The sequence below is a fragment of the Pseudomonas arvensis genome (genome assembly GCF_056688935.1).
The window spans coordinates 2,280,733-2,303,531 of record NZ_CP162038.1 but is presented as its reverse complement, the minus strand read 5'-3'; the positions used below and the strand labels follow the sequence as shown (position 1 = coordinate 2,303,531).

The window sequence follows — 22,799 nt, the reverse complement described above, 5'->3', positions numbered from 1 at the left end:
CCGCGTCTTTAAGCCAGAGCCTTCCCGTCGTTATGGATCACCAGCCGCCCAAGCCGCGCAAGAGCATGCATGCCCAGATCGTTCAGGACTTGGGCATGCACATCGTTTCCGGCCGCTTCAAGCCCGAAGAAAGACTGCCCATGGAGGCCACGCTCTGCGAGGAGTACAAGGTCAGCCGCTCGGTGCTGCGCGAGGCAACCCGGGTGCTCAGCGCCAAGGGCCTGGTGTATTCCAAGCCACGGGTGGGCGCGGTGGTGAGGCCTCGGCTGAAGTGGCACCTGCTGGACCCGGATGTGTTGTCATGGTTGATGCAGTCCACGCCCCACAGTGAATTCTTCAATACCCTGGCCGGGGTGCGGCGCATCCTCGAACCGGAAATCGCCGCCATGGCCGCCACGACGGCGACCGATGAAGACATCGCCACTATCGAAAAAGCCTACACCGGCATGGAAACCGCGAAGACCCACGAGGACCTGTTGCAGGCCGACCTGGACTTCCACCGCGCCATTGCCGACGCCACGCGCAACGACCTGCTGGCGTATATGTGCAACATGCTGTCGTTGCCGTTGCGCGAGTCGATCAATATCACCAACCGCCGCCCGGACATCCAGGGCCTGAGCCTGCCCCGGCACAAGGCGATCCTCACCGCGATCCAGAACCGTGACGCGCTGGGCGCACGGCATGCGTCGCTGGTGCAGCTGGATGACACGCGGGTGGCGTTGGATACGGTGATGAATGTGCTCACGCCGCTCTAGAGCCTGGTGAAAGCAAATGTGGGAGGGGGCTTGCCCCCGATGGCAATAGATCAGTCAATATTGCTTTGACTGATCCACCGCTATCGGGGGCAAGCCCCCTCCCACATTGGAGCTGTACAGGCCGTTAGAGGGTGTAGGCGATGCCGACCTGGACTGTACGCGGAGCGCCTGGGTAGGCGTAGAAATTACCGAATGCGCCTTCTTCAAAGTCACGGTTGAACAGGTTCTTCACGTCCAGGTTGAGCCGGACTTTCTCGTTGACCTTGTAGTAGCCGAGCAGGTCGACCACGGTGTAGGCGTCCATCGTGAACGGCGTGTTGGAGGTCTGGCCGACGCGCTCATCCACGTATTTCGCACCTGCTCCCAGTCCCAGCCCCTTGAGGCTGCCATCTTGGAATTCATACACGTTTAGCAGGCTGAAGCTGTTGCGCGGGATGTTGGCGAGGTGGGTGCCGGCGCGCAGGGTGTTGTCCTTGGTGACTTCGGCGTCCACGTAGGCGTAGCCGCCAATTACGCGCCACTCGGGGGTGAGATTGCCGGCGACGTTCAAGTCAAAACCGCGACTGCGGACCTGGCCGGCGGCGACCCTGGAGTTGGTATCCAGCGGATCGGTAGTCAGGACATTCTTTTTATCGATCTGGTAAACCGCAGCGTCGATGCTCAACTGGCGATCCAGCGCTTCCCACTTGATGCCCATTTCATAAGACTTGCCCTTCTCCGGCTCAAAGCCTTCACCGGTCCGAGTGGCGCCCGTATTCGGCTTGAATGAACGCGCGGCATCCGCGTACACGGCGAGGGAGTCAGTGAGGTCGTAGATCAAGCCGACACGTGGCGTCACTGCGTTATCGCTGGCCTCCCAGCTCTTGGTATTGGCGACGTACGTCTCGTACTTGTGCTCAAACCGCTCGAAACGGGCGCCCGCCAGCACCTTCAAGCGCTCGGTCAGGGCGACCTGGTCCTGGACGAAGGCGGCGTAGGTCTTGAGGTTTTCTTTATCGTTCGTCGGCGTGTTGACCAAGGCAGGACGCGGCTTGCCGTAGACCGGGTTGAAGATATCGCTGGTGTAGGCGGCGGCGGAACGCTGGATGATCGACTTGTAGTCGTAGTCCTCGAATTCCACGCCGGTCAGCAAGGTGTGCTCGAAACCACCCGTGGAGAAATGACCGGTAAGGTTGAGCTGGGTGTCCTTGTCGGTCCACTCCAACTTGCGGTAGTTGAAGTTGCGGTTGAGGGTATGGCCGTCGGCGGCCAGGCTGTTGGCCTCGATGGCGTTGCCTTGAAGCGTGCCGTCCAACCACTGAAAACCACCGCCCAGGGTCCAGTCTTCGTTGAGGATGTGCTCGAAACGCAGCTGGGCCATGTTGTTGTCGTTGTGCAACTTGCCGACGTCTTTATCACCCCAGAAGGTATCGCGGGACGCGGTGCCTTTCTGCGTGGAAAAACGCGTCAAACCACGATCCAACGGATGATTGTTACGCATGAAGTCACCTTCAAAGATCACCTTCGTCTCATCGGTAGCTTGCCAGGTGATCACCGGCGTCACGCCGTAGCGTTCGGTTTCCACATGGTCACGGAAGGTGTCGCCGCCCTCGCCCACCACGTTCAGGCGATAGGCCAGGCGACCTTCTTCATCCAGCGGGCCGGAGGCGTCCAGGGTGCCGCGTTTCATGCCTTGGTCATTCAACTGGCTGCCGAGGGTCACGGTACGCTCGGGCAGCGGTTGCTTGGACACCACGTTGAAGGTTCCGCCTGGGTCGCCACGGCCGTAGAGCATGGTCGCTGGGCCGCGCAGTACTTCGAGGCGTTCGATGGTGTTGGCGTCCGGCATGTTCGGGTAGCCACGGTTGATCGGGAAACCGTTGCGGTAGAACTCGCCGGTGGTGAAGCCGCGCACGGTGAAGGTGGTCAGGCCCTGGCCGCCAAAATTGTTGGCACGGCCGACGCCGCCGGCATAGTCGAGGGCGTCTTGCAGGCGGGTAGCGCCGATATCCTCGACTACATCCTTGGACACTACGCTGATGGACTGCGGCGTTTCATGAATCGAGGTATCCGTGCGCGTTGCACTGGCTGAGCGTGTGGCGTGGTAGCCCTTGACCGGTCCCTGAGCGGTTTCATAGTCGGCCGTACCGGTCACATTGGTCGCTTGCAACTCCAGGCTGGTTTGCTCGGTAGGCGCGACATCCGCCCAGGTGAAGGGGGAAAACGCCTGCAACACGCAGATTGAAATCAGGGTACGACGCATGGGTGTTGGACCTAGTGAATGAGCCAGATGGGACGGCAAACCTGCCAAGAATTCGCGGGGCATGCTATACCATCGCATTCTCGTTTGACATCTATTCTCATTCGTTATTTTTTGCGTATCAGCTTTGTATCAAAATCAAGATAAAGAAAAGCCACTCGATTGAGTGGCTCCCTGCACTGCGTGGCTCGCCTCAGCGATACCGCTCCAACCAATGCGCGTAAGGCGCCGGCAAGGTCCAGGAGGACTTGTCCACGCCCAGCTCCTTGGCCGCAAAGTACGCCCAATGCGGGTCGGCCAGGTGCGCACGACCCACCGAGACCAAGTCCAGATGCCCCGCCTGCAACGCGCCTTCTGCCAGTTGCGGCGTACCAAACCCCCACGCCGACGTCACCGGAATACCGGCTTCACGCCGTACGCGTTCGGCAATCGGGCCCATAAAGGCCGGGCCCCACGGGATGTTGGTGTCGGGGATGGTGAAACCGACGCTGACGCTCAGCAGGTCCAGGCCACCGGCCTTGAAGTTACGTGCCAGTTCGATGGATTCGGTGAGGGTCTGCTCGTCACGGCCGTCGTATTCGATCACGCCGAAACGCGCGGTCAATGGCAGGTTTTCCGGCCAGACTTCGCGTACGGCGGCCAGGGTTTCCAGGAGGAAGCGGCTGCGGTTGTCGAAGCTGCCACCGTAGGCGTCAGTGCGCTGGTTGGAATGCTCGGAGAAGAAGCTCTGGGCCAGGTAACCGTGGGCGAAGTGCAGTTCGATCCACTCGAAACCGGCGTCACGGGCACGGCGGGCGGCGTCGACGAAGTCCTGTTTAACCCGAGCGATGTCTTCCAGGGTCATGGCACGCGGTACGTTGGGCAGGTTCGCACCAAAAGCGATGGCCGAGGGCGCAATGGTTTCCCAGCTGCGGTCGTCGGCGGACGAAATATGGTCATCCCCTTCCCACGGACGGTTGGCGCTGGCTTTACGACCGGCATGGGCAATTTGGATGCCGGGCACCGAACCTGCGGCCTTGATGGCCTGGACCATCGGCACGAACGCCTGGGCGTGGGCATCGCTCCAGATACCGGCGCAGCCTGGTGTGATTCGGCCTTCCGGCGCAACGGCAGTGGCCTCGACCACCAGCAAACCGGCGCCGCCACGGGCCATGCCGGCCAGATGCACGTGATGCCAATCGTTGACGATGCCGTCGTCGGCCATGTATTGGCACATCGGTGGGATGGCGATGCGGTTACGCAGGGTCACGTCTTTGAGTTTGAACGGTTCGAACAGAGCGGACATGGAAAACTCCAGCAGCAAGTGAGTGATTCGATAGTTCGATGGTAATCGAACAATGGTATTCAGCGATACCCCCCTGTTATCATCCGTCCCCATGCGAGCCTTCAAACACCCTACCCTTCAAGACCTGACCTTAGAGCGTCTGCTGTACGCCTTGAGTGATCCGGTGCGCCTGGAAATTGTCCGCTACCTGGCGGGCGTGCCAGAGGCAACCTGTGGCGAACTGGACGGTGGGCGCCCCAAGTCGAGCATGTCCCACCACTTCCGGGTACTGCGCGATGCCGGCCTGGTGCACACCCGCAGCGTGGGCACGACCCATCTGAACTCGTTGCGCGCTGAAGAGCTGGAAAGCCGGTTTCCAGGATTGCTGGCCAGCGTTCTCAGCCAGCGCTGAGGCTGATTGCCTCACCGTCCAGGTACACGCGGTCTTTGCCGTTGTGCTTGGAGGCATACAGGTTGCGGTCGGCACATTTAAGTACCGCCGACATATCGGCCCCCGCCGAAAAGCGCGCCATGCCCGCGCTGCAGGTGTAGTGGTGAGGCGGGGCCACACTGCAGCGGATCGACTGCAACAGGCGTAGCGCGAAATCACTGGCGACTGAAGGGTCATCGCCCACCAATAGCACGCCGAACTCCTCGCCGCCGATCCTGCCGAAGCTATGACTGCCTGGCGTCGATTTGAGGCAACCGGCCATGGCGCAGAGGATGGTGTCGCCGACATCGTGACCGAACTGGTCGTTCTTCAACTTGAAACTGTCAATGTCCAACATCATGAAATAGCCGCTCTCGCCTGCCGCAAGCAACGCGGCGAAGCTCTCCATAAAGGCGCGTCGATTCAGGATGGAGGTCAGGTAGTCTGTTTCAGCCAGTACCCGAAACTCACTCTCGACCAGCAACACCGAACGCAGGTTTTTCAGGTAGGACACATTAAGAACGCAGCCAATCGAAACGGACGCCGCGCAAAAGATAAACAAGTAAATATCGACGCCTTGGTAAATACCTACCGGAATATGGGGCCAGGCCATTAACCACACCACGATCGCACACACCAGAAAGTCCTGGACCGCGATAAACAGAATTGCACTGCACGCCACCAAGATCACTGCCAGCGGCAAGGCAAACACCTGCAACTGCAGGTCGGTGCGAACAACGTAGGTAAACCCGGCCGTCAACAGCGCCATGTAGACCACCCCCAGCGCCCGCCACAAATAATAGTGAGTGACGCGTCGGTGAAGCCGATACACAACGATCAGACAGAGGGTGACAATGACGGCCTGCACGCCCAGCAGCTTAGCGTGATCAGCCATCAGCACTCCAACCCACGCAATAATCCCGATAAGCTCGGCCTGTGCGATCGCGGGTGACAATAGCCTTTGCATCCGTGGCCTGAGTTTCAAAATAGCTGGCACCCCTTCACTCCTTGCGAATAAGCAGCCTACTGACTGTCGGCCTGACTCGCTTGCAGACTCAACAAACAAGTTGCAAACGAATACGCCATAAAGCGTCTTACCAGATAAATAAACGGTGGCAGTACCTCAAGCATGGTCTTGGAATGGATTTTGAAATACCCCCGGTCAGCACCTTCTTGAACCAGACGAATAACGTGGGTTTTAGACACCGACAACTGCTCGGCGATTGAAAGATAAGACGACGACCTGAAACTTGCGCCCTGGTTATCAAGCGAACACGCGTCGTTATAAATTGCGAGCATCAACATATGTCCTGCATCGCGGTTTACCAGCCAATAACAGTCAGGCAGTAACAGATCAATCGTCAAATTTTCATTGAGCAACGTCGAATAACCTTTGAAATAACGGGAGAGATACGCACGATCATCCAACGCGCTCAAGTCCCGCAAAACAGCTGCGTCGGCGCACATCATCTCCAACGGCTCCACCACGGACGCCAGCATCAACCGGATTTCCCCACACGCCTGGGAAGATGGCCTGAACACGCGCAAGCGGCTGTCATCCGGATGCCCGGCCACCTTCATGAACCCCAGCGCCCTGAACAGCAGGAATATGGATTCCAGGCTGTTTTTCGAACAGAACCTGCGCGCCACGCAGAATTCTTTTACTTCCGACAGTAATGGCACGGGTTTGGAGAAATAGGTGCTCAATAATGTGTAGGACACCATCAAACGGTTGAACTTAAGTGCTGTCTTGTAGAAAAACGCTCTTTTTGAATAGGGCTCCAGCAACATCTTGTAATGATTACGCACGCACGCTTCAAATTCCACATGGCGCTCCAATGCTTGCGCCGTATGTTCCATCGCCAACTTCAACGAACTGCCACACATGAGAAAGAGCCCTGATCAAACAACTTGGATTATGATCTCAATGCAGTACCGGTAATGGCGTTTTGCCTTGAACGCAATCTATCGCGATTAAGTAAAAGGACATCGTCGCTACCAAAATTGTTCCAACATCCCGAAGTGGCTTAAGCGTTTCAGTTGCCCAGCGAACCTTCCCCCAACCCGGCGTCCGAGCTAAGGCACTGTTGCTTACCGCTCACCGCGAGGTTGTCGTTTGAAAGCCGCCATCATCAAAAAGTACCGCCTGATCATCAAGACCATGGGTTACGTAGGCTGGTCGCTGTTCTGGCTGTTGCTGTGGGATATCGCCGTCACGGTGGATTTCATGCTGTTTCTCAATGCCAAGATCAACCTGCCGCTGATGCCCCTTACCCTGCTGGGTTCGGCGCTGATTGTGCTGATCAGCTTTCGCAACAGCAGCGCCTACAACCGCTGGTGGGAGGCCCGCACGCTGTGGGGCGCGATGGTCAATAACTCGCGCAGCTTTGCGCGCCAGGTGCTGACCCTGCTGGACGACCCCGGCAGCGAAGTGAACCCGGTCAAATCCACCCTGCTGCGCCGCCATGTGGCCTACGTCAATTGCCTGGCCGCGCACCTCAAAGGCGAGCCGTGCCCGGATGAAGTCCGGGCGTTCATCCCCACCGAGGAATTTGCCCGCAACGGCGCCACCAATAACTTTGCCAACGATATCCTCACCGGCTCGGCGGCCATCCTGGCCCGGGAATACAAGGCCGGGCACCTGGACAGCATTCGCCTGGCCCGGCTGGAGTCGACCCTGGTGGACCTGTCCAACGCCCAAGGCGGCATGGAGCGTATCGCCAACACGCCACTGCCCTACCCTTACGTGTATTTTCCACGGCTGTTTATCTCGTTGTTCTGCCTGATCGTACCGGTGGGCCTGGTTGAATCCCTGGGCTGGTTCACCCCGCTGGCGTCTACGGTGGTGGGCTTTATGCTGCTGGCCATCGAACGCATCGGCACCGATTTGCAAAGCCCGTTCCGCTCCAGCGAACACCAGATCCAGATGGAAGCCATCTGCGAAACCATCGAAAAGAACCTGCAATCGATGCGACGCGACGCCCTGGCCGACGACCAAATCGGCTGATCACCACTGCGGCCCTAAAGTGCGTGACTTCGCGGTCGATAAACCGGAGGTACGCATGGGCCACACCCCCTCATAACAACACATGCGACGTTCAGCGCTACCCACTGCCTTGCCAAAACTATAAATACTCCGCAGGTGAAGTCATGAATATCAAGCAGAAGCTGACCTGGGCGTTCGCGGCTATCGCGTGCGTCCCCGTCATCCTGGTCGCCGTGTTGGTAGTGTTGAACCTGCGCGAGGGGGCCCAGGCCAATTTCCTCGACAGCAGCGGGCGCGAGATCCGCCAGATCGACAATGGCATGAAGCAGTTTTTCGACGGCATCAGCCAGAACGTCGACTTTGTGGCCAAGGACCCGCGTGTTATCGCGGCCAAGGACCTCAAGAGCTACGCCGGCGCCGACGCCGCGCAAATCCCCCTCACACCCACGAATAAAGCACTGCTGGATATCTTCGACCAGTTCGCCAAAAGCCATCCGAGCACCGCTTACCTGTCCCTGGGACTGAGCGACGGCGGCTACGCCAGCTGGCCGGACGACACCAAACTGAACAACTACGACCCCCGCGTGCGCCCTTGGTACAAAGCGGCCATCGCCGCGCCTGGCGCTACCGTGCGCACCGGCGCCTACTACTGGGCACCGGATGACGTAGTGCTGATCGGCACCGTGCACACCGTCGCTGACGCCACCGGCAACATCCTCGGTGTGGTCGGCCTCGACGTGTCGCTCAAGCAGCTCACCGAACTGGTGCGCAACATCAAGCTGGGCGACAGCGGCTACCTGATGCTGGTGGAAGCCAACGGCAACGTGCTGGTGGACCCCAGCGATGCCAAGCACAACTTCAAGCCCCTGGCGGACCTCGGCCCCAACTACGCGGAACTGTCCAAGCGCGGCGACGGCGTGACCCAGATCGACATCGACGGCGTGGCCTACATGGCCAACGTGGTCAGTTCCAAAGACCTGGGCTGGCGCTTTATCGGCCTGATCAAGCGCGACGAAGTGATGGCCGGCGCCACCAGCCTGACTTGGCTGATCGCCGCAATTGCCGCCGCGCTGGCGGTGGTCTTTGCGATTGTCGGCGCCAGTTTCGCCAGCGTCATCGTGCGTCCGATCCGTGGCGTGGCCGACGGCCTGCAAGAAATCGCCGAAGGCGAAGGCGATCTCACGCGCCAACTCAAGGTGCAGGGCAAGGACGAAACCGCCAGCCTGGCGGGCTGGTTCAACCAGTTCCTGAGCATGATTGCGCAACTGGTGCAGCGCATCGGTAACGCGTCATCCGACTTGCAAACCGCCGCCGCCGACACCAGTGAAGTGGCCAACAACATGAACCAGGCCGCCGGTCGCCAGCGTGAAGCGGTGGAACTGGTGAGCACTGCGTTCAACGAAATGGTCGCCACCGCCAACGAAGTGGCACGCTCTTGCAGCGCCGCAGCCACCAGTGCCGACGAAGGCTACCGCGATGTGTACACCGGCCAGCAACACATCGGCGAAGCCACCGGCAGCGTGCTCAAGCTCAGCGAAGACCTGCAGAAGTCGACCCAGACCATGCAGTTGCTGGAGCAGGACAGCCAGAACATCAACACCATCCTCGACACCATCCGCTCGATTGCCGAGCAGACCAACCTGCTGGCACTCAACGCCGCGATTGAAGCCGCACGTGCCGGTGACCAGGGCCGTGGCTTCGCCGTGGTTGCCGACGAAGTCCGCGCCCTGGCGCGTCGCACGGCTGACTCCACCGGCGAAATCGACAGCCTGCTGGGCAACCTCGCCCGCCGCACCCAGGAAGTCACGCAGCAGATGCAAGGCAGCCTGCTGGTGTCCCACACCAGCGTGGAACGCATCCAGCAAGCCCGCGACAGCTTCGACAAGATCCGTGGCTCGGTGGACTCGATCCGCGACCAGAACACCCAGATCGCCACGGCCGCCGAAGAACAGCACCAGGTGGCCGAAGAGATCAACCGACACATCGCGCAGATCCATGCCGATGCGCAGTTGGTTGAAGGCTTCGCCCATTCGGCGCAGACCGGGTCAGGTCGTTTGACGGATATTTCCGGTCAGCTCAAAGGCCTTGTGGGGCGCTTCAAGTTTTAAGCTTTCTCAGCCCGGGGTCGCTTGGGTGGGCGTGTATTGGCTACTATAGCCACGTATTACCCGCCCTTTGCCCAGCCACTCCGGAGCCTCAATGCCCACCCCCAAGGACACTGCCCCCGACAGCAGCCCACCGATGATTCCCGAGCAGCGCCGCGAGCAAATCCTGCGGCAATTGCGCAAGCATCAGGTGATGAGCGTGCACCAGTTGATGGAAATGTTCGACTGCTCGCACATGACCGTGCGCCGTGACATCGCGCTGTTGGAGCAGGAAGGTCGGGCGTATTCCGTTACCGGCGGGGTCAGGATCGCCAGCCAGTTGCACAGCGAACCAAGCCATCAATCCAAAGCCGTGGTGGAATTACCGCAAAAGCAGGCGATGGCAAGGTTGGCCGCGCGGTTGCTGCACGCGGACATGACCGTGTACCTGGACGCCGGCACCAGCACCCTGGAAATCGTGCCGTATATCAAGGCGCTGTCGGGCATGACGGTGGTGACCAACGACTTCGGAATCGTGCAGGCGCTGATGGATGCGACACAGGTGACCGTGATCCACACTGGCGGCCAACTGGATCACGATAACCACTCCTCCGTCGGTGGGCTGGCCGTGGCGACGTTGCGCCAGGTGGTGACGGATATCGCGTTTGTGTCCACCAGTTCGTGGGACCTGCACCGAGGCATCACCACCCCCTCGGCGCTGAAGGTCGAGGTCAAGCAAGTGGCAATGCAGTCAGCGGCTCAGGTAGTGCTGGTGGCGAGCAGTTCCAAGTACGGCACGTTCAGCATGTACCGCATCGCCGGGCTGGAACCGTTCGACGTGATCATCAGCGACGACGACCTGGCCCCGGCTGCGGCAGACGGCATCCGCAAGCGTGGGATTGAACTGATGCTGCCGGGTGATCCGTTGCCGGAGTGATGCCCTAGCCCCCTCCCACATTTGAGCGCTGTTGGCAGGCAGAACGGCTCGTCGACTATTGAGCAGTTTTCCAGTCCCGCAACCATTGCAAGCCTGCCGAGGTGTCGCCCTTTGGCCGGTATTCGCAACCGACCCAGCCGTCGTAGCCCAACTGGTCCATCAGGTCGAACAAGTACGGGTAGTTCAGCTCGCCCAGGTCCGGCTCGTGGCGGTCCGGCACGCCGGCAATCTGGATATGGCCAATGCCGGCGAAGTCGCGGCGCAGTTTGGTGGCTATATCACCTTCGACGATCTGGCAGTGGTAGCAGTCGAACTGCACCTTGAGGTTGCTCGCACCGACTTCCCGGCAGATGGCGTGGGCCTGGTCCTGGCGGTTGAGGAAGAACCCCGGCATGTCGCGGGTGTTGATCGGCTCCAGCAATACCGTTACGCCAACCTGCGCCGCCGCGGCGCTGGCGTAGGCAAGGTTTTCCAGGTACACGGCGTGATGGCGCTGGCGCAGGTTTTCCGACGGCAGCAACCCCGCCATGACATGCACGCGGCTGTTACCGAGCACGGCGGCGTACGCAAGGGCGCGGTCGAAGCCGCTGCGAAACTCGGCCTCGCGCCCCGGCAGGCTGGCGATGCCCCGCTCCCCTGCGGCCCAGTCGCCCGGTGGCGCGTTGAACAAGGCCTGTTCCAGTCCGTTATCGCTCAGGCGCTGCCTGAGCACCTGCGCGTCGTAGTCGTAGGGGAACAGGTATTCCACCGCATCAAAACCATCGGCCTTGGCCGCGGCGAAGCGCTCAAGAAAGTCGTGTTGCGGATACAGCATGCTCAGGTTGGCAGCAAAACGAGGCATAAAAACTCCCAGGAGTCAGACAAAAGGCCAGATCAGCAGGGTAATCAGGAAACCCAAGGTGCCGAGCAACGTCGTGATCACCGTCCATGTGCGCAACCCGTCGGCCACATTAAGCCCGGCAAGCTTGGTGAAGATCCAGTAGCCGGCATCGTTGATATGGGACATGGCCAGCCCGCCACCACCCATCGCCAGGCACAGCAGCGCCAGGTGGTTGGGCGTGAGGTTGAGGGTGGCGATCAGCGGGCTGATGATACCGGCCGTGGTCACCAGGGCAACGGTGGTGGAACCTTGCACCGCCCGCAGCAGCATGGTCAGCAAAAAGCCCAGGGCCAGCACCGGCAGGCCGGTGGTGCGCAGCATGTCGGAGACCACGGCGCCGATCCCGGTGTCCACCAGCACTTTGCCGAACACCCCGCCGGCACCGGCGATCAGGATCACCATGGCCACGCCCGGCAGCGCCGAGCCGATCACGTCCGAGACCTGGGTGCGGCTCCAGCCCCGACGTGAGCCCAGCAGCCAGGCGCACAGCAAGGTATCAATCAACAGCGCCACCAACGGCGCACCAAGCACGGTCATCACCCCACGCAGCACCGATTCAACCGGCAGCAGCGAGGTGGCCAGGGTGCCCAACAGGATCAGGACGATCGGCAGCAGAATCAGGCTCACAATCAGGCCGAAACCCGGCGCCGGGGCCGCTGGCAACTTGGCGACGATGGCGCTGGTGGACTCTTCCAGGCCCATGTGGGACTCGGCAACGCCAGCCTGCTGCACCGCTTTGTCGTTGCCGTGGGTCCAGGCCTTCAAATCGTCATTGGTGACGTGGGGGCCATAGACTTCGGCACGAATATCGTCGGTCATCGGGTAAAAGCGGCGGGTCATGCGCCCCGCCACGCGATAGCCGACGTAGCAGAGCAATGCAGTGATCGGCAGGCCGAACATCAGCACCCGACCCAAATCCGCCCCCAACTGACTGGCCGCCGCCACGGCGCCTGGATGGGGCGGCAGGAATGCATGCACCGTCAGCAGCGCCGCACACATCGGCAAGGCGAACATCAGCAGCGGTTTGCGCGCCCGGCGCGCCACGCCGTAGGCCAGCGGCATCAGGATAATCACCCCGACCTCAAAGAACACCGGCACGCCGATGATGAACCCGGCGATGGTCAGCGCCAATGGCGTGCGGCTGTTGCCGAATCGCTCGATCAGCGACTTGGCCAGGGCCTCGGCGCCACCGGAAAGCTCGATGATCCGCCCGATCATCGCGCCCAGGGCGATGATGATCGCGATATGACCGAGGGTCTTGCCCATGCCGCCTTCGATGGTCGCCACCAGGTCGGCCGGTTTCACCCCGGCCACCAGCGCCACCACGATACTCACCAGCATCAGCGCGACAAACGGCTGGAATTTGTACTTGAGGACCAGGAATAGCAGCAGCGCAATACCCGCGCCGGCAGTCAACATCAAAATCAGTGGGCTCATTCGAAAATGTCCTGTTGTTATTGTTTTTTGGCGCAAGCCGGCCCCGTCGAAATCCGCAGGCGGGTCTCGCTGGAGGCTTGCAGTGTCGGTCTACGGGTTACCAGTGCGCGCCGAACGTCTCGCGCAGTTCATCCAATGCCGCTTGATCCATCGGCGCGGGCCGAGGGTTGCTCATCAACCAGAGCCTGGCGGTTTCTTCCAACTCTTCCAGGGCATAGCTGGCCCTGGCCACTGAGCTTTCCCAGACCACCGGTCCGAGGCGTTCGAGCATCACTCCGCGCACACTGTTGGCCAGTTGCGCCACTTGCTCGGCGACCTTGGGCGAGCCAGGGCGTTGATAGCCGATCAATGGAATGTGCCCGACCTTCATCACTTGGTAGGGCGTGAGCGGCGGCAGGATATCGTCGTCGCGCCAGACACCGGCGAGGGTCAGCGCCACCAGATGGGTGGAATGGGTATGCACCACGCCGCCCACCGAAGGATTGCGGTCATACACCTGCCGATGCAGGGCCAGGGTCTTCGAAGGTTTATCCCCGGACACCCACTCGCCTTGCAGGTTGACCTTGGCAATTGCCGCCGGCTCAAGACGGCCGAGGCAGACGTCGGTAGGGGTAATCAGCCAACCATCGTCGAGGCGCGCGCTGATATTGCCGGCGCTGCCGACGGTGTAGCCGCGCTGATAAAGGCTGCGGCCGACGTCGCAGATTTCTTCGCGCTGGGCCTGCTCGTCGATGCCGCTCATTGGGCATCTCCGGCCAGGTGCGCGAGGGCTTTGGCAAAGAAGTCGCGGCCACCGAAGTTGCCCGACTTCAGCGCCAGCGCCAGCGGTTCGGCGGAGCTGCTGAGCGTGGCCGGCACGCCGGGGTCGATCTGCGCACCGATCTGCAACAGGTTGACGCCAAGCGCCTGGACCACGGCGCCGGAGGTCTCGCCGCCCGCCACCACGAAGCGCCGCACACCTTGCTCGCGCAGGCCGGCAGCAATCTCGCCCAACGCCTCCTCTACCAGCGCCCCGGCGCGTTCGACGCCGAGTTGTTGCTGCACCGCCTTGACCTCGGAAGGGGTGCTGGTGGCGTAGATCAACACCGTTTGTGAACTGTCACGGGCAAAGGCCAGCGCCTGTGCGACCACAGGCTCACCCGCGGCCAGGGCGACGGGGTCAATGCGCAACGCCGGGCGACCGGCTTCGCACCACGCGGCCACCTGGCCGAGGGTCGCTACCGACGCACTGCCTGCCAGCACCACTTCGCCGCCGCCGACCGTGGGCAATGCGCTGACATCCAAATCACGCAGTTTACCGGCGCGTCGAAAATTGCCCGGCAGGCCCAACGCCAGGCCCGAGCCGCCCGTCAGCAACGGCAAGTCGGCGCAGGCACTGCCCAATGTGTAGAGATCCTGGTCCGACAGCGCGTCAGCGATGGCGATGCCCACCCCCTGCTCGCGCAGCTCGGCAATCTTCTGGCGTGTAGCGTCGACACCCGCGGCGACCGCGTCGTAGCGCAGCAACCCCACCGGTAATTGCGTCTGCTGTTGCAGCACCCGCACCAGGTTCGCGTCGCCCATGGGCGTCAACGGGTGGTGCTGCATGCCCGATTCGCTGAGCAACTGGTCCTGCACAAACAAGTGGCCACGAAAAATTGTCCGGCCGTTTTCCGGGAAGGCCGGGCAGGCCAGCGTGAAGTCACTGCCCAGCGCCTTGAGCAACGCCTCGCTGACATGGCCGATATTGCCGGCGGCGGTGGAATCAAAGGTGGAGCAGTACTTGAAGAAAATCTGCTCACAACCCTGCCCGCGCAGCCACTCCAACGCGGCCAGTGATTCTTCGACGGCCTCGACAGCAGGCGTGGTGCGCGACTTGAGCGCGATGACGATGGCATCGGCATCCAGCCCATCGGCGACTTCGCGGCTGGGAATGCCAATGCTCTGCACCGTACGCATACCGCCGCGCACCAGCATGTTGGCAAGGTCGGTGGCGCCGGTGAAATCGTCGGCGATGCAGCCCAGCAACGGGCGTGCGGTGGGGTTAGTCATGGAGCGGTCCTCACACAGATTCGGGCTTGGCGGTCGGCAGATCGATGCCAGGGAAAATCTTGATCACCGCCGAATCGTCCTCGCGGCCGAAACCGGCGCTGGAGGCCTGCATGAACATCTGGTGCGCCGTGGCCGACAGCGGCAGTGGAAACTTGCTCGCACGGGCGGTATCCAGCACCAGGCCCAGGTCCTTGACGAAAATGTCCACGGCCGACAGAGGCGTGTAGTCGGCCTTGAGAATGTGCGGCACGCGGTTCTCGAACATCCACGAATTGCCGGCGCTGTGAGTGATCACCTCATACAAGGCATCGGCGTCGACCCCTTCGCGCAGGCCCAGGGCCATGGCTTCGGCGGATGCGGCGATGTGCACCCCGGCGAGCAATTGGTTGATGATCTTGACCTTGGAGCCCAGCCCGTGGACATCGCCCAGGCGATAGACCTTGCCGGCCATGCCCGCGAGTACCGCTTCGGCCTTGGCATAGGCGGCCTGCGGGCCGGACGTCATCATGGTCATTTCGCCGGCGGCGGCTTTGGCCGCTCCGCCGGAAATCGGCGCATCCAGGTACAGCAGGCCGTGTTCGCCCAGGCGCTGGCCCAGTTCTACGGCGTAGGTCGGCGCCACGGTGGCACAGCCGATCAACAGGCTGTCTGGCCGCAACGCCGCCACGGCACCGCCTTCACCAAACAACACGGTCTCGGTCTGTTCGGCGTTGACCACCACCGTGATGATCACATCGCACGTGTCCGCCATGTGTGCGGGCGATGTGCACGCCACTCCGCCTTCGCCGGCGAACTGTTGGGTGACTGCCTCACGCACATCACAGGCATGCACATTGAACCCGGCGCGCAGCAGCGAGCGGGCAATGCCCAGCCCCATCGCGCCCAAACCGATCACACCGACATTCTTATTATTCATGGGTACTCCAGGGGAAAACGGCGGCTGACACCACACCGGCGAGCCGCGTTGGAATTGTGATCGATCATCCACCAATGAACGGATTATGTGAAGTATTTTTTCCATCTAACATTTTTTAACATCGACTCGATTAAATCTCACACCCGCCCTTTGTCGCCTCACCTCATTTTCGCCACTTGTGCTTTGCGTATTATGGTATACCATCATACGAAATCCTCCCCCACACCTGATGGAGCCGCTCATGAGTTTCGAAATCCGCAAGATCGTCAGCTATGTAGAAGAGACCTTTATCGAAGGCGGCAAAGCCTCCGACACTCCGGTAAAAATGGTCGGCCTTGCCGTCGTACTGAAAAACCCCTGGCTCGGTCGCGGTTTCGTGGAAGACCTCAAGCCTGAGATCCGCGCCAACTGCTCCGACCTCGGTGCCCAGATGGTCGAGCGTCTGGTGAGCATCATCGGCGGCGCTGAAAAGATCGAAGCCTATGGCAAGGCCGCCGTGGTCGGTGCCGACGGCGAGATCGAACACGCCAGCGCGATCATCCACACCCTGCGCTTTGGCAACCACTACCGTGAAGCGGTCAAGGCCAAGAGCTACCTGAGCTTCACCAACAAGCGCGGCGGCCCAGGCACCTCGATCCAGGTGCCAATGATGCACAAGGACGACGAAGGCCTGCGTTCGCACTACATCACCCTGGAAATGCAGATCGAAGACTCACCGCGTGCCGACGAAATCGTCGTGGTCCTGGGTTGTGCCGACGGCGGCCGCCTGCACCCGCGCATCGGCAATCGCTACATCGACCTGGAAGAACTGGCGGCGGAAAACGCCCAGTAAGCACGGCCGGCCACCACAACAAAAAGCATGCAGGAGCGCTCCATGATTCGGCTCACCGCTGAACACACACCGGCTGGCACCAGTTACCTGGCGACCGGCCAAGGCCAGCCTGTGGTTTTGATCCACGGCGTGGGCCTGAATAAAGAAATGTGGGGCGGCCAGGTGGTTGGCCTGGCCACGAATTACCGCGTGATCAGCTACGACATGCTCGGCCACGGCGCCAGCCCGCGCCCGGCCGCCGGCACGCCGCTGCTCGGTTACGCCGACCAGTTGCTGGAACTGCTCGACCACCTGCAACTGCCCAAGGCCACGGTGATCGGCTTTTCCATGGGCGGCCTGGTAGCGCGTGCCTTTGCGCTGCATTACCCGCAACGCCTGCAAGGCCTGGTGGTGCTCAACAGTGTGTTCAACCGCAGCCCCGAACAGCGCGAAGGCGTGATCGCCCGCACCGCTCAGGCCGCCGAACACGGCCCGGATGCGAATGCCGAAGCGGCGCTGTCGCGCTGGTTCAGCCGCGAATACCAGGCGGCCAACCCGGCGCAGATTGCTGCGCTGCGCGAAACCCTGGCGGGCAACGATCCCCAGGGCTACCTCACCACCTATGAACTGTTTGCGACCCAGGACATGTACCGCGCCGACGACCTGGGCAGCATCCAGGCGCCGACCCTGGTCGCCACCGGTGAGCTGGACCCCGGCTCCACGCCGCAGATGGCCCGGCAACTGGCCGAGCGCATTCCCGGCGCGACCGTTGCGGTACTGCCCGAGCAACGGCATATGATGCCGGTAGAATCGCCGCGCCTGGTCAACCAGCTGCTGCTGGGGTTTCTTGAAACGGCACACTCCCAACAACACCCGATAAAGGGGATCGTGGCATGACGCTTGAACGCTTCCAGATGTGCATCGGCGGTGAATGGGTCGATGCCCTGTCCGGCAAGACCTTTGACAGCCTCAACCCGGCGCTGGCCGAGCCTTGGGCGCAATTGCCCGACGCCGACGAAGCGGATGTGGAGCGCGCCGTACAGGCCGCCCAAACCGCTTTCGACAGCCCGGCCTGGCGCGGCCTCACCGCCACCGCACGGGGCAAACTGCTGCGTCGCCTGGGTGACCTGATCGCCGCAAACACAGAGCGACTGGCCCAGCTGGAAAGCCGCGACAACGGCAAGCTGATCCGCGAGACCCGTGGCCAGGTCAGCTACCTGCCAGAGTTTTTCCACTACACCGCAGGCCTGGCCGACAAGCTTGAAGGCGGCACCCTGCCGCTGGATAAACCCGACCTGTTCGCCTACACCGTGCACGAAGCCATGGGCGTGGTTGCCGCGATCATTCCGTGGAACAGCCCGCTGTACCTCACCGCGATCAAGCTCGCACCGGCCCTGGCGGCGGGCAACACCATTGTGATCAAACCGTCGGAACACGCCTCGGCGACCATTCTCGAACTGGCACGCCTGGCGCTGGAAGCCGGGATCCCACCGGGTGTGGTCAACGTGGTCACCGGTTACGGCCCGAGCACCGGCGCCGCCCTCACCCGCCATCCGCTGGTGCGCAAGATCGCCTTTACCGGCGGCGCGGCCACGGCGCGGCATGTGGTGCGCAGCAGCGCCGAGAACTTCGCCAAGCTGTCCCTGGAATTGGGCGGCAAGTCGCCGAACATCATCTTTGCCGATGCTGATCTGGACAGCGCCATCAATGGCGCGATTGCCGGCATCTACGCGGCGTCCGGGCAAAGCTGCGTGTCCGGCTCGCGCCTGCTGGTGCAAGCTGAAATCTACGACGAATTCGTCGACCGCCTGGTGGCACGCGCCCAGCGCATCCGCATTGGCAACCCCCAGGACGACGCCAGCGAAATGGGCCCCATGGCCACCGCGCAGCAACTGGCCGTGGTCGAAGGCCTGGTCGCCGATGCCATCGCCGAAGGCGCGCGCCTGCGCACCGGCGGCAAGCGCCCACAGAACCTCGGCGAAGGTTGGTTCTATGAGCCAACGCTGTTCGAGTGCGACCGCAATTCGATGAAAATCATGCAGGAAGAAGTGTTCGGCCCAGTGGCCTCAGTCATCCGTTTCAAGGATGAAGCCGAAGCTCTGGCCATCGCCAACGACTCGCAGTTCGGCCTCGCCGCCGGTATCTGGACCCGTGACCTGGGCCGCGCCCATCGCCTGGCGCGGGACGTGCGTTCGGGGATCATCTGGGTCAACACCTACCGTGCGGTGTCGGCGATGGCGCCCATCGGCGGTTTCAAGAACAGCGGCTACGGGCGCGAAAGCGGCATTGATTCGGTACTGGCCTACACCGAGCTGAAGACGGTGTGGATCAACCTCTCCCAGGCGCCCATGCCTGATCCTTTTGTGATGCGTTAAGAGTCCACGACCATGATCGAACCCGGCATTTATAAAGACGTGATGAGCTCCTTCCCCTCCGGCGTCACGGTGGTCACCACCCTCGACCCGGACGGCGGTATCGTCGGCATTACCGCCAGCGCGTTCAGCGCGCTGTCGATTGACCCGGCGCTGGTGCTGTTCTGCCCCAACTATGCGTCGGACACCTACCCGATCCTGCGCGACAGCAAGCGGTTTGCGATCCACCTTTTGTCTGCCGACCAGACCGCCGAAGCCTACGCCTTTGCCAGCAAGGGCAAGGAAAAGGCCAAGGGCATCGAGTGGCACCTGAGCGAACTGGGCAACCCGCTGCTGGCCAAGGCCACGGCGATCATCGAGTGCGAGTTGTGGCGCGAATACGATGGCGGTGACCACGCGATCATCGTCGGCGCGGTGAAGAACCTGATCCTGCCCGCCGAACCGGTCACGCCGATGATCTACCACAAGGGCAAGCTGGGCCCATTGCCGACGCTGGCGTGAGGCGCCCAGGGGGCCGTGAGGGTTTGTCGCTTAAAGAACGCAGCATGATAAACTTGGGCACGATTTTCGGCCCTCAATCGGCCCCCGGCCGGCCGAGGCCTCCAGTCAACCGCCACATTCAGAGCTAACCCCATGAAACGCGCGCCCCTCGACGACAGCTTCAAGGTCAATCACAACCCGGTCACCCTGCGCGAAATCGTGTTGGAAAAACTGCGCAGCGCCATCATGAACTTCCAGTTGCTGCCCGGTGACCGCCTGGTGGAGCGCGACCTGTGCGACCGCCTCGGCGTCAGCCGTACCTCGGTACGCGAAGCCTTGCGTCACCTGGAGTCCGAAGGCCTGGTGGAGTTCGCCGATGCCAAGGGCCCGCAAGTGGCAATCATCACCCTGGCCGACGCCGTCGACATCTATGAACTGCGTTGCGTGCTCGAAGGCTTGATCGTGCAGCTGTTCACCCTGCGCGCCAAGGCCAAGGACATCAAGGCCCTGGAAAAAGCCCTGGAAGAAAACCGCAAGGCCCTCAAGGACGGTGAACTGCAACAGGTCATCGACTCGGTCCAGGGCTTCTATGACGTGCTGCTCGAAGGCTCCGGCAACCACGTGGCCGCTACCCAATTGCGCCAGTTGCAGGCCCGCATCAGCTACCTGCGTGCCACCTCCGTGTCCCAGGAAAACCGTCGCGGCACCAGCAACCAGGAAATGGAACGCATGGTCCAGGCGATCAAGAGCGGCGACCCGCTCGCGGCCCACCAAGCGTGTGTCGATCACGTGCGCGCCGCCGCCGCCGTGGCTCTGGATTACCTCAAGCGCAAACAGGAAGAGACCGGCAAGACGCCGGAAATCACCCTGCCGATCGCGCTCAAAGAACCGCGCATAGGCCGCTGACCGTGCCCAGCCCGCGCTTTTGCCCGACCTGCGGCGGCAGTGACCTCGGTCACCAACTGCCACCGGGCGATACCCATGAGCGCCTGATGTGCCGGGGCTGCGGCTATATCCATTACATCAATCCCAAGATCATCGCCGGCTGCATCATCGAGCAGGACGGCAAGTACCTGCTGTGCCAACGGGCTATTCCCCCGCGCCCCGGCACCTGGACCTTGCCCGCAGGCTTCATGGAAGGTGGCGAAACCACCGAGCAGGCGGCATTGCGCGAGGTGTGGGAAGAAAGCGGCGTACGCGCCGAGATCGTCTCGCCCTACTCCATCTTCAGCGTGCCGAAGATCAGCGAGGTGTACATCATCTTCCGTGCGATTGCGCTGGAGATCACCGGGCAGTTCGGGCCAGAGACGCTGGACTATAAATTCTTCGCACCCGAGGACATTCCCTGGGACAGCATCTACTACCCGGCGATCCGGCAGATCCTCGAGCGGTATATCGAGGAGCGGCAGGCTGGGGTGTATGGCATTTATATCGGCAACGACGACAGCGGCAAGATTCACTTCATTCGCTGACCTCAAGGCCAAACACGAATCAAAATGTGCGAGGGGGCTTGCCCCCGATGGCGGTGGTTCAGCCACCTTATTCATTGGCTGACACACTGCTATCGGGGGCAAGCCCCCTCCCACATTTGGACCACTATTTGGCTTGATAACTAGGGTGCCAAGCCTTCCACAATAATGATCTGCGCCACCCCCGCGCCCTCACGGTGCGCCTTGGCTTGCTGATACTCGGCAGACTCATAACACGCCACCGCCTGCTCGTAGCTATCAAACTCGATCACCACATTACGCTGCCGTGCCGGCGCGCCTTCCAGCGCCTCACTGCGCCCGCCCCTGGCCAGAAACCGCCCGCCGAACTTCGCAAACGCCGCCGGCGCGCGCTGGGTGTATTGCGTGTACTGCTCTGCATCAGACACATCCACATGGGCGATCCAATAGGCCTTCATCGTGACATCCTCTTGTTTAGAATTTGTGGTATACCATAATACATACAACCAACAAGTCGAGCATTTCACATGGCCTTCAACAGCATTGCAGACATCATCGAAGACTACCGCCAAGGCAAGATGGTGCTTCTGGTGGACGACGAAGACCGGGAAAACGAGGGTGACCTGTTGCTGTCCGCCGCCTGCTGCACCGCCGAGACTATCAGCTTCATGGCCCGTGAAGCCCGCGGCCTGATCTGCCTGACACTCACCGACGAGCACTGTCAGCGCCTGGGCCTTGAGCAAATGGTGCCGAGCAATGGCAGCGTGTTCAGCACCGCGTTTACCGTGTCCATCGAAGCCGCCACGGGCGTGACCACCGGCATCTCCGCCGCCGACCGCGCACGCACTGTGGCAGCGGCCGTGGACATCAATGCCGGACCGACCGACATCGTGCAGCCGGGGCATATCTTCCCGTTGCGCGCCAAGGATGGCGGCGTGCTGACTCGCGCCGGGCATACCGAAGCCGGTTGCGACCTGGCGCGCCTGGCTGGGCACGCGCCGGCCTCGGTGATCGTCGAAGTAATGAACGACGACGGCACCATGGCCCGCCGTCCGGAGCTGGAAGTCTTCGCACGCAAACATGGCATCAAGATCGGCACCATCGCCGACCTGATCCACTACCGCCTCAGCACCGAACGCACCGTGGTGCGCATCGGTGAGCGCGACCTGCCCACGGTGCACGGCACCTTCCGCCTGATCACCTTTGAAGACCGTATCGACGGCGGCGTGCACATGGCGATGGTCATGGGCCAGTTGCACCGCGATACACCTGCACTGGTGCGCGTGCATGTGATCGACCCGCTGCGCGACCTGGTCGGTGCCGACTACAGCGGACCGTCAAACTGGACGCTGTGGGCTGCCTTGCAACGCGTGGCGGCCGAAGGCAGCGGCGTGGTGGTGGTGCTGGCCAATCATGAGTCGTCCCAGGCCCTGTTGGAACGCGTACCGCAACTGACCCAGGCGCCGCGCCAGTTCAGCCGGTCGCAGTCGCGCATTTACTCGGAAGTCGGCACCGGAGCGCAAATTTTGCAGGACCTCGGGGTGGGCAAGTTGCGCCACCTGGGCCCACCTTTGAAATACGCAGGCTTGACCGGTTACGACCTCGAAGTAGTGGAAAGTATTCCCTTCGTTTCATGACCCGGCCAGATAGCCGGTATGGCAAAGTGCTTGCGCAAAGTTTGGAATACCATAATATGATATTCCATAGGTTGGATGACCTTTATAACGTC

21 protein-coding genes and 2 pseudogenes are annotated in these 22,799 nt (G+C 61.7%); 13 read left to right on the top strand and 10 right to left on the bottom strand.

All coding sequences use genetic code 11. From position 1 onward, the window contains the following. Positions 1-32 precede the first annotated feature (32 nt). Complete coding sequence (locus AB3G88_RS10670) at positions 33-755, top strand: FadR/GntR family transcriptional regulator (protein ID WP_099584588.1); 723 nt, start codon at positions 33-35, stop codon at positions 753-755. Positions 756-879: 124 nt separating this feature from the next. On the opposite strand, the gene AB3G88_RS10665 is transcribed toward AB3G88_RS10670, so the two are convergent. Both AB3G88_RS10665 and AB3G88_RS10660 read right to left on the bottom strand, forming a co-directional pair. Then, a complete protein-coding gene (locus AB3G88_RS10665) occupies positions 880-2,997 on the bottom strand; it encodes a TonB-dependent siderophore receptor (protein WP_112194760.1) in 2,118 nt (705 codons plus the stop codon). A 190-nt stretch (positions 2,998-3,187) separates the two neighbouring features. After that, a complete protein-coding gene (locus AB3G88_RS10660; protein ID WP_099584586.1) occupies positions 3,188-4,279 on the bottom strand; it encodes an NADH:flavin oxidoreductase/NADH oxidase in 1,092 nt (363 codons plus the stop codon). A gap of 91 nt (positions 4,280-4,370) precedes the next feature. On the opposite strand from AB3G88_RS10660, the gene AB3G88_RS10655 reads away from it, so the two are divergent. Then, positions 4,371-4,670, top strand: a complete 300-nt coding sequence (locus tag AB3G88_RS10655) for an ArsR/SmtB family transcription factor (protein ID WP_099584600.1) — start codon at positions 4,371-4,373, stop codon at positions 4,668-4,670. On the opposite strand, the gene AB3G88_RS10650 is transcribed toward AB3G88_RS10655, so the two are convergent. After that, complete coding sequence (locus tag AB3G88_RS10650) at positions 4,657-5,685, bottom strand: GGDEF domain-containing protein (protein ID WP_177411525.1); 1,029 nt, start codon at positions 5,683-5,685, stop codon at positions 4,657-4,659. The two genes, AB3G88_RS10655 and AB3G88_RS10650, sit on opposite strands and share 14 nt — an antisense overlap. A gap of 26 nt (positions 5,686-5,711) precedes the next feature. Further along, entirely contained in the window at positions 5,712-6,548 is an 837-nt protein-coding gene (locus AB3G88_RS10645; RefSeq protein ID WP_480453941.1) for a hypothetical protein, read from the bottom strand. A 256-nt stretch (positions 6,549-6,804) separates the two neighbouring features. Here AB3G88_RS10645 and AB3G88_RS10640 point away from each other — a divergent pair, with 256 nt between their 5' ends. The 4 genes and pseudogenes from AB3G88_RS10640 to AB3G88_RS10625 all read left to right on the top strand — a co-directional run bounded on the left by AB3G88_RS10640 (position 6,805) and on the right by AB3G88_RS10625 (position 10,695). Beyond that, positions 6,805-7,695, top strand: coding sequence for a bestrophin family protein (locus AB3G88_RS10640; protein ID WP_099584583.1), 891 nt, complete (start codon positions 6,805-6,807; stop codon positions 7,693-7,695). A 143-nt stretch (positions 7,696-7,838) separates the two neighbouring features. Next, positions 7,839-8,918: pseudogene (locus tag AB3G88_RS10635) on the top strand (HAMP domain-containing protein); the annotation flags it as partial. Positions 8,919-9,266: 348 nt separating this feature from the next. Then, a pseudogene (locus tag AB3G88_RS10630) lies at positions 9,267-9,782 on the top strand (methyl-accepting chemotaxis protein); the annotation flags it as partial. 91 nt (positions 9,783-9,873) lie between these two features. Further along, positions 9,874-10,695 (top strand): DeoR/GlpR family DNA-binding transcription regulator, encoded by an 822-nt coding sequence (locus AB3G88_RS10625; protein ID WP_112194754.1) that lies wholly within the window; start codon positions 9,874-9,876, stop codon positions 10,693-10,695. A gap of 55 nt (positions 10,696-10,750) precedes the next feature. On the opposite strand, the gene otnI is transcribed toward AB3G88_RS10625, so the two are convergent. From otnI to ltnD, 5 genes are all read right to left on the bottom strand, one after another. Then, the gene (otnI, locus tag AB3G88_RS10620) at positions 10,751-11,536 is read right to left on the bottom strand and encodes a 2-oxo-tetronate isomerase (RefSeq protein WP_112194752.1); all 786 of its coding nucleotides are present in this window, start codon (positions 11,534-11,536) and stop codon (positions 10,751-10,753) included. 15 nt (positions 11,537-11,551) lie between these two features. After that, positions 11,552-13,012, bottom strand: a complete 1,461-nt coding sequence (locus AB3G88_RS10615; RefSeq protein WP_099584579.1) for a GntT/GntP/DsdX family permease — start codon at positions 13,010-13,012, stop codon at positions 11,552-11,554. A 97-nt stretch (positions 13,013-13,109) separates the two neighbouring features. Continuing rightward, the gene (otnC, locus tag AB3G88_RS10610; RefSeq protein ID WP_099584578.1) at positions 13,110-13,754 is read right to left on the bottom strand and encodes a 3-oxo-tetronate 4-phosphate decarboxylase; all 645 of its coding nucleotides are present in this window, start codon (positions 13,752-13,754) and stop codon (positions 13,110-13,112) included. After that, positions 13,751-15,043, bottom strand: coding sequence for a 3-oxo-tetronate kinase (gene otnK / locus AB3G88_RS10605; protein WP_480453939.1), 1,293 nt, complete (start codon positions 15,041-15,043; stop codon positions 13,751-13,753). Before otnK ends, otnC begins: the two co-directional genes overlap by 4 nt. A gap of 10 nt (positions 15,044-15,053) precedes the next feature. After that, positions 15,054-16,064, bottom strand: coding sequence for an L-threonate dehydrogenase (gene ltnD, locus AB3G88_RS10600; RefSeq protein ID WP_112194744.1), 1,011 nt, complete (start codon positions 16,062-16,064; stop codon positions 15,054-15,056). 136 nt (positions 16,065-16,200) lie between these two features. Here ltnD and AB3G88_RS10595 point away from each other — a divergent pair, with 136 nt between their 5' ends. From AB3G88_RS10595 to AB3G88_RS10570, 6 genes are all read left to right on the top strand, one after another. Beyond that, positions 16,201-16,791: an amino acid synthesis family protein gene (locus AB3G88_RS10595; protein WP_158876346.1), complete on the top strand. Its 591-nt coding sequence runs from the start codon at positions 16,201-16,203 to the stop codon at positions 16,789-16,791. Between the two features lie 42 nt (positions 16,792-16,833). Beyond that, on the top strand, positions 16,834-17,667 hold the full coding sequence (locus AB3G88_RS10590; RefSeq protein WP_112194743.1) for an alpha/beta fold hydrolase: 834 nt from the start codon (positions 16,834-16,836) through the stop codon (positions 17,665-17,667). Next, the gene (locus tag AB3G88_RS10585) at positions 17,664-19,145 is read left to right on the top strand and encodes an aldehyde dehydrogenase (protein ID WP_099584573.1); all 1,482 of its coding nucleotides are present in this window, start codon (positions 17,664-17,666) and stop codon (positions 19,143-19,145) included. Before AB3G88_RS10590 ends, AB3G88_RS10585 begins: the two co-directional genes overlap by 4 nt. Positions 19,146-19,157: 12 nt before the next feature. Next, entirely contained in the window at positions 19,158-19,643 is a 486-nt protein-coding gene (locus AB3G88_RS10580) for a flavin reductase family protein (RefSeq protein ID WP_099584572.1), read from the top strand. Positions 19,644-19,775: 132 nt separating this feature from the next. Further along, positions 19,776-20,528, top strand: coding sequence for a GntR family transcriptional regulator (locus AB3G88_RS10575; protein WP_099584571.1), 753 nt, complete (start codon positions 19,776-19,778; stop codon positions 20,526-20,528). Positions 20,529-20,530: 2 nt separating this feature from the next. Next, entirely contained in the window at positions 20,531-21,094 is a 564-nt protein-coding gene (locus tag AB3G88_RS10570; protein ID WP_099584570.1) for an NUDIX hydrolase, read from the top strand. Positions 21,095-21,234: 140 nt separating this feature from the next. Here the strand turns inward: AB3G88_RS10570 and AB3G88_RS10565 are convergent, their stop codons facing one another. Beyond that, complete coding sequence (locus AB3G88_RS10565; RefSeq protein WP_158876342.1) at positions 21,235-21,528, bottom strand: DUF1330 domain-containing protein; 294 nt, start codon at positions 21,526-21,528, stop codon at positions 21,235-21,237. Between the two features lie 69 nt (positions 21,529-21,597). Between AB3G88_RS10565 and ribBA the strand changes: the two genes are divergently transcribed. Beyond that, complete coding sequence (gene ribBA, locus AB3G88_RS10560) at positions 21,598-22,707, top strand: bifunctional 3,4-dihydroxy-2-butanone-4-phosphate synthase/GTP cyclohydrolase II (RefSeq protein ID WP_480453935.1); 1,110 nt, start codon at positions 21,598-21,600, stop codon at positions 22,705-22,707. Positions 22,708-22,799: the final 92 nt, after the last annotated feature.

What these genes read in the sequence shown, in the direction of transcription:
- AB3G88_RS10670 (WP_099584588.1), top strand. Translation starts at nt 33, where the DNA reads ATGGATCACCAGCCGCCCAAGCCGCGCAAGAGCATGCATGCCCAGATC.
- AB3G88_RS10665 (WP_112194760.1), bottom strand. Translation starts at nt 2,997, where the DNA reads ATGCGTCGTACCCTGATTTCAATCTGCGTGTTGCAGGCGTTTTCCCCC.
- AB3G88_RS10660 (WP_099584586.1), bottom strand. Translation starts at nt 4,279, where the DNA reads ATGTCCGCTCTGTTCGAACCGTTCAAACTCAAAGACGTGACCCTGCGT.
- AB3G88_RS10655 (WP_099584600.1), top strand. Translation starts at nt 4,371, where the DNA reads ATGCGAGCCTTCAAACACCCTACCCTTCAAGACCTGACCTTAGAGCGT.
- AB3G88_RS10645 (WP_480453941.1), bottom strand. Translation starts at nt 6,548, where the DNA reads ATGGAACATACGGCGCAAGCATTGGAGCGCCATGTGGAATTTGAAGCG.
- AB3G88_RS10625 (WP_112194754.1), top strand. Translation starts at nt 9,874, where the DNA reads ATGCCCACCCCCAAGGACACTGCCCCCGACAGCAGCCCACCGATGATT.
- otnI (WP_112194752.1), bottom strand. Translation starts at nt 11,536, where the DNA reads ATGCCTCGTTTTGCTGCCAACCTGAGCATGCTGTATCCGCAACACGAC.
- AB3G88_RS10615 (WP_099584579.1), bottom strand. Translation starts at nt 13,012, where the DNA reads ATGAGCCCACTGATTTTGATGTTGACTGCCGGCGCGGGTATTGCGCTG.
- otnC (WP_099584578.1), bottom strand. Translation starts at nt 13,754, where the DNA reads ATGAGCGGCATCGACGAGCAGGCCCAGCGCGAAGAAATCTGCGACGTC.
- otnK (WP_480453939.1), bottom strand. Translation starts at nt 15,043, where the DNA reads ATGACTAACCCCACCGCACGCCCGTTGCTGGGCTGCATCGCCGACGAT.
- ltnD (WP_112194744.1), bottom strand. Translation starts at nt 16,064, where the DNA reads ATGGAAAAAATACTTCACATAATCCGTTCATTGGTGGATGATCGATCA.
- AB3G88_RS10595 (WP_158876346.1), top strand. Translation starts at nt 16,201, where the DNA reads ATGAGTTTCGAAATCCGCAAGATCGTCAGCTATGTAGAAGAGACCTTT.
- AB3G88_RS10590 (WP_112194743.1), top strand. Translation starts at nt 16,834, where the DNA reads ATGATTCGGCTCACCGCTGAACACACACCGGCTGGCACCAGTTACCTG.
- AB3G88_RS10585 (WP_099584573.1), top strand. Translation starts at nt 17,664, where the DNA reads ATGACGCTTGAACGCTTCCAGATGTGCATCGGCGGTGAATGGGTCGAT.
- AB3G88_RS10580 (WP_099584572.1), top strand. Translation starts at nt 19,158, where the DNA reads ATGATCGAACCCGGCATTTATAAAGACGTGATGAGCTCCTTCCCCTCC.
- AB3G88_RS10575 (WP_099584571.1), top strand. Translation starts at nt 19,776, where the DNA reads ATGAAACGCGCGCCCCTCGACGACAGCTTCAAGGTCAATCACAACCCG.
- AB3G88_RS10565 (WP_158876342.1), bottom strand. Translation starts at nt 21,528, where the DNA reads ATGAAGGCCTATTGGATCGCCCATGTGGATGTGTCTGATGCAGAGCAG.
- ribBA (WP_480453935.1), top strand. Translation starts at nt 21,598, where the DNA reads ATGGCCTTCAACAGCATTGCAGACATCATCGAAGACTACCGCCAAGGC.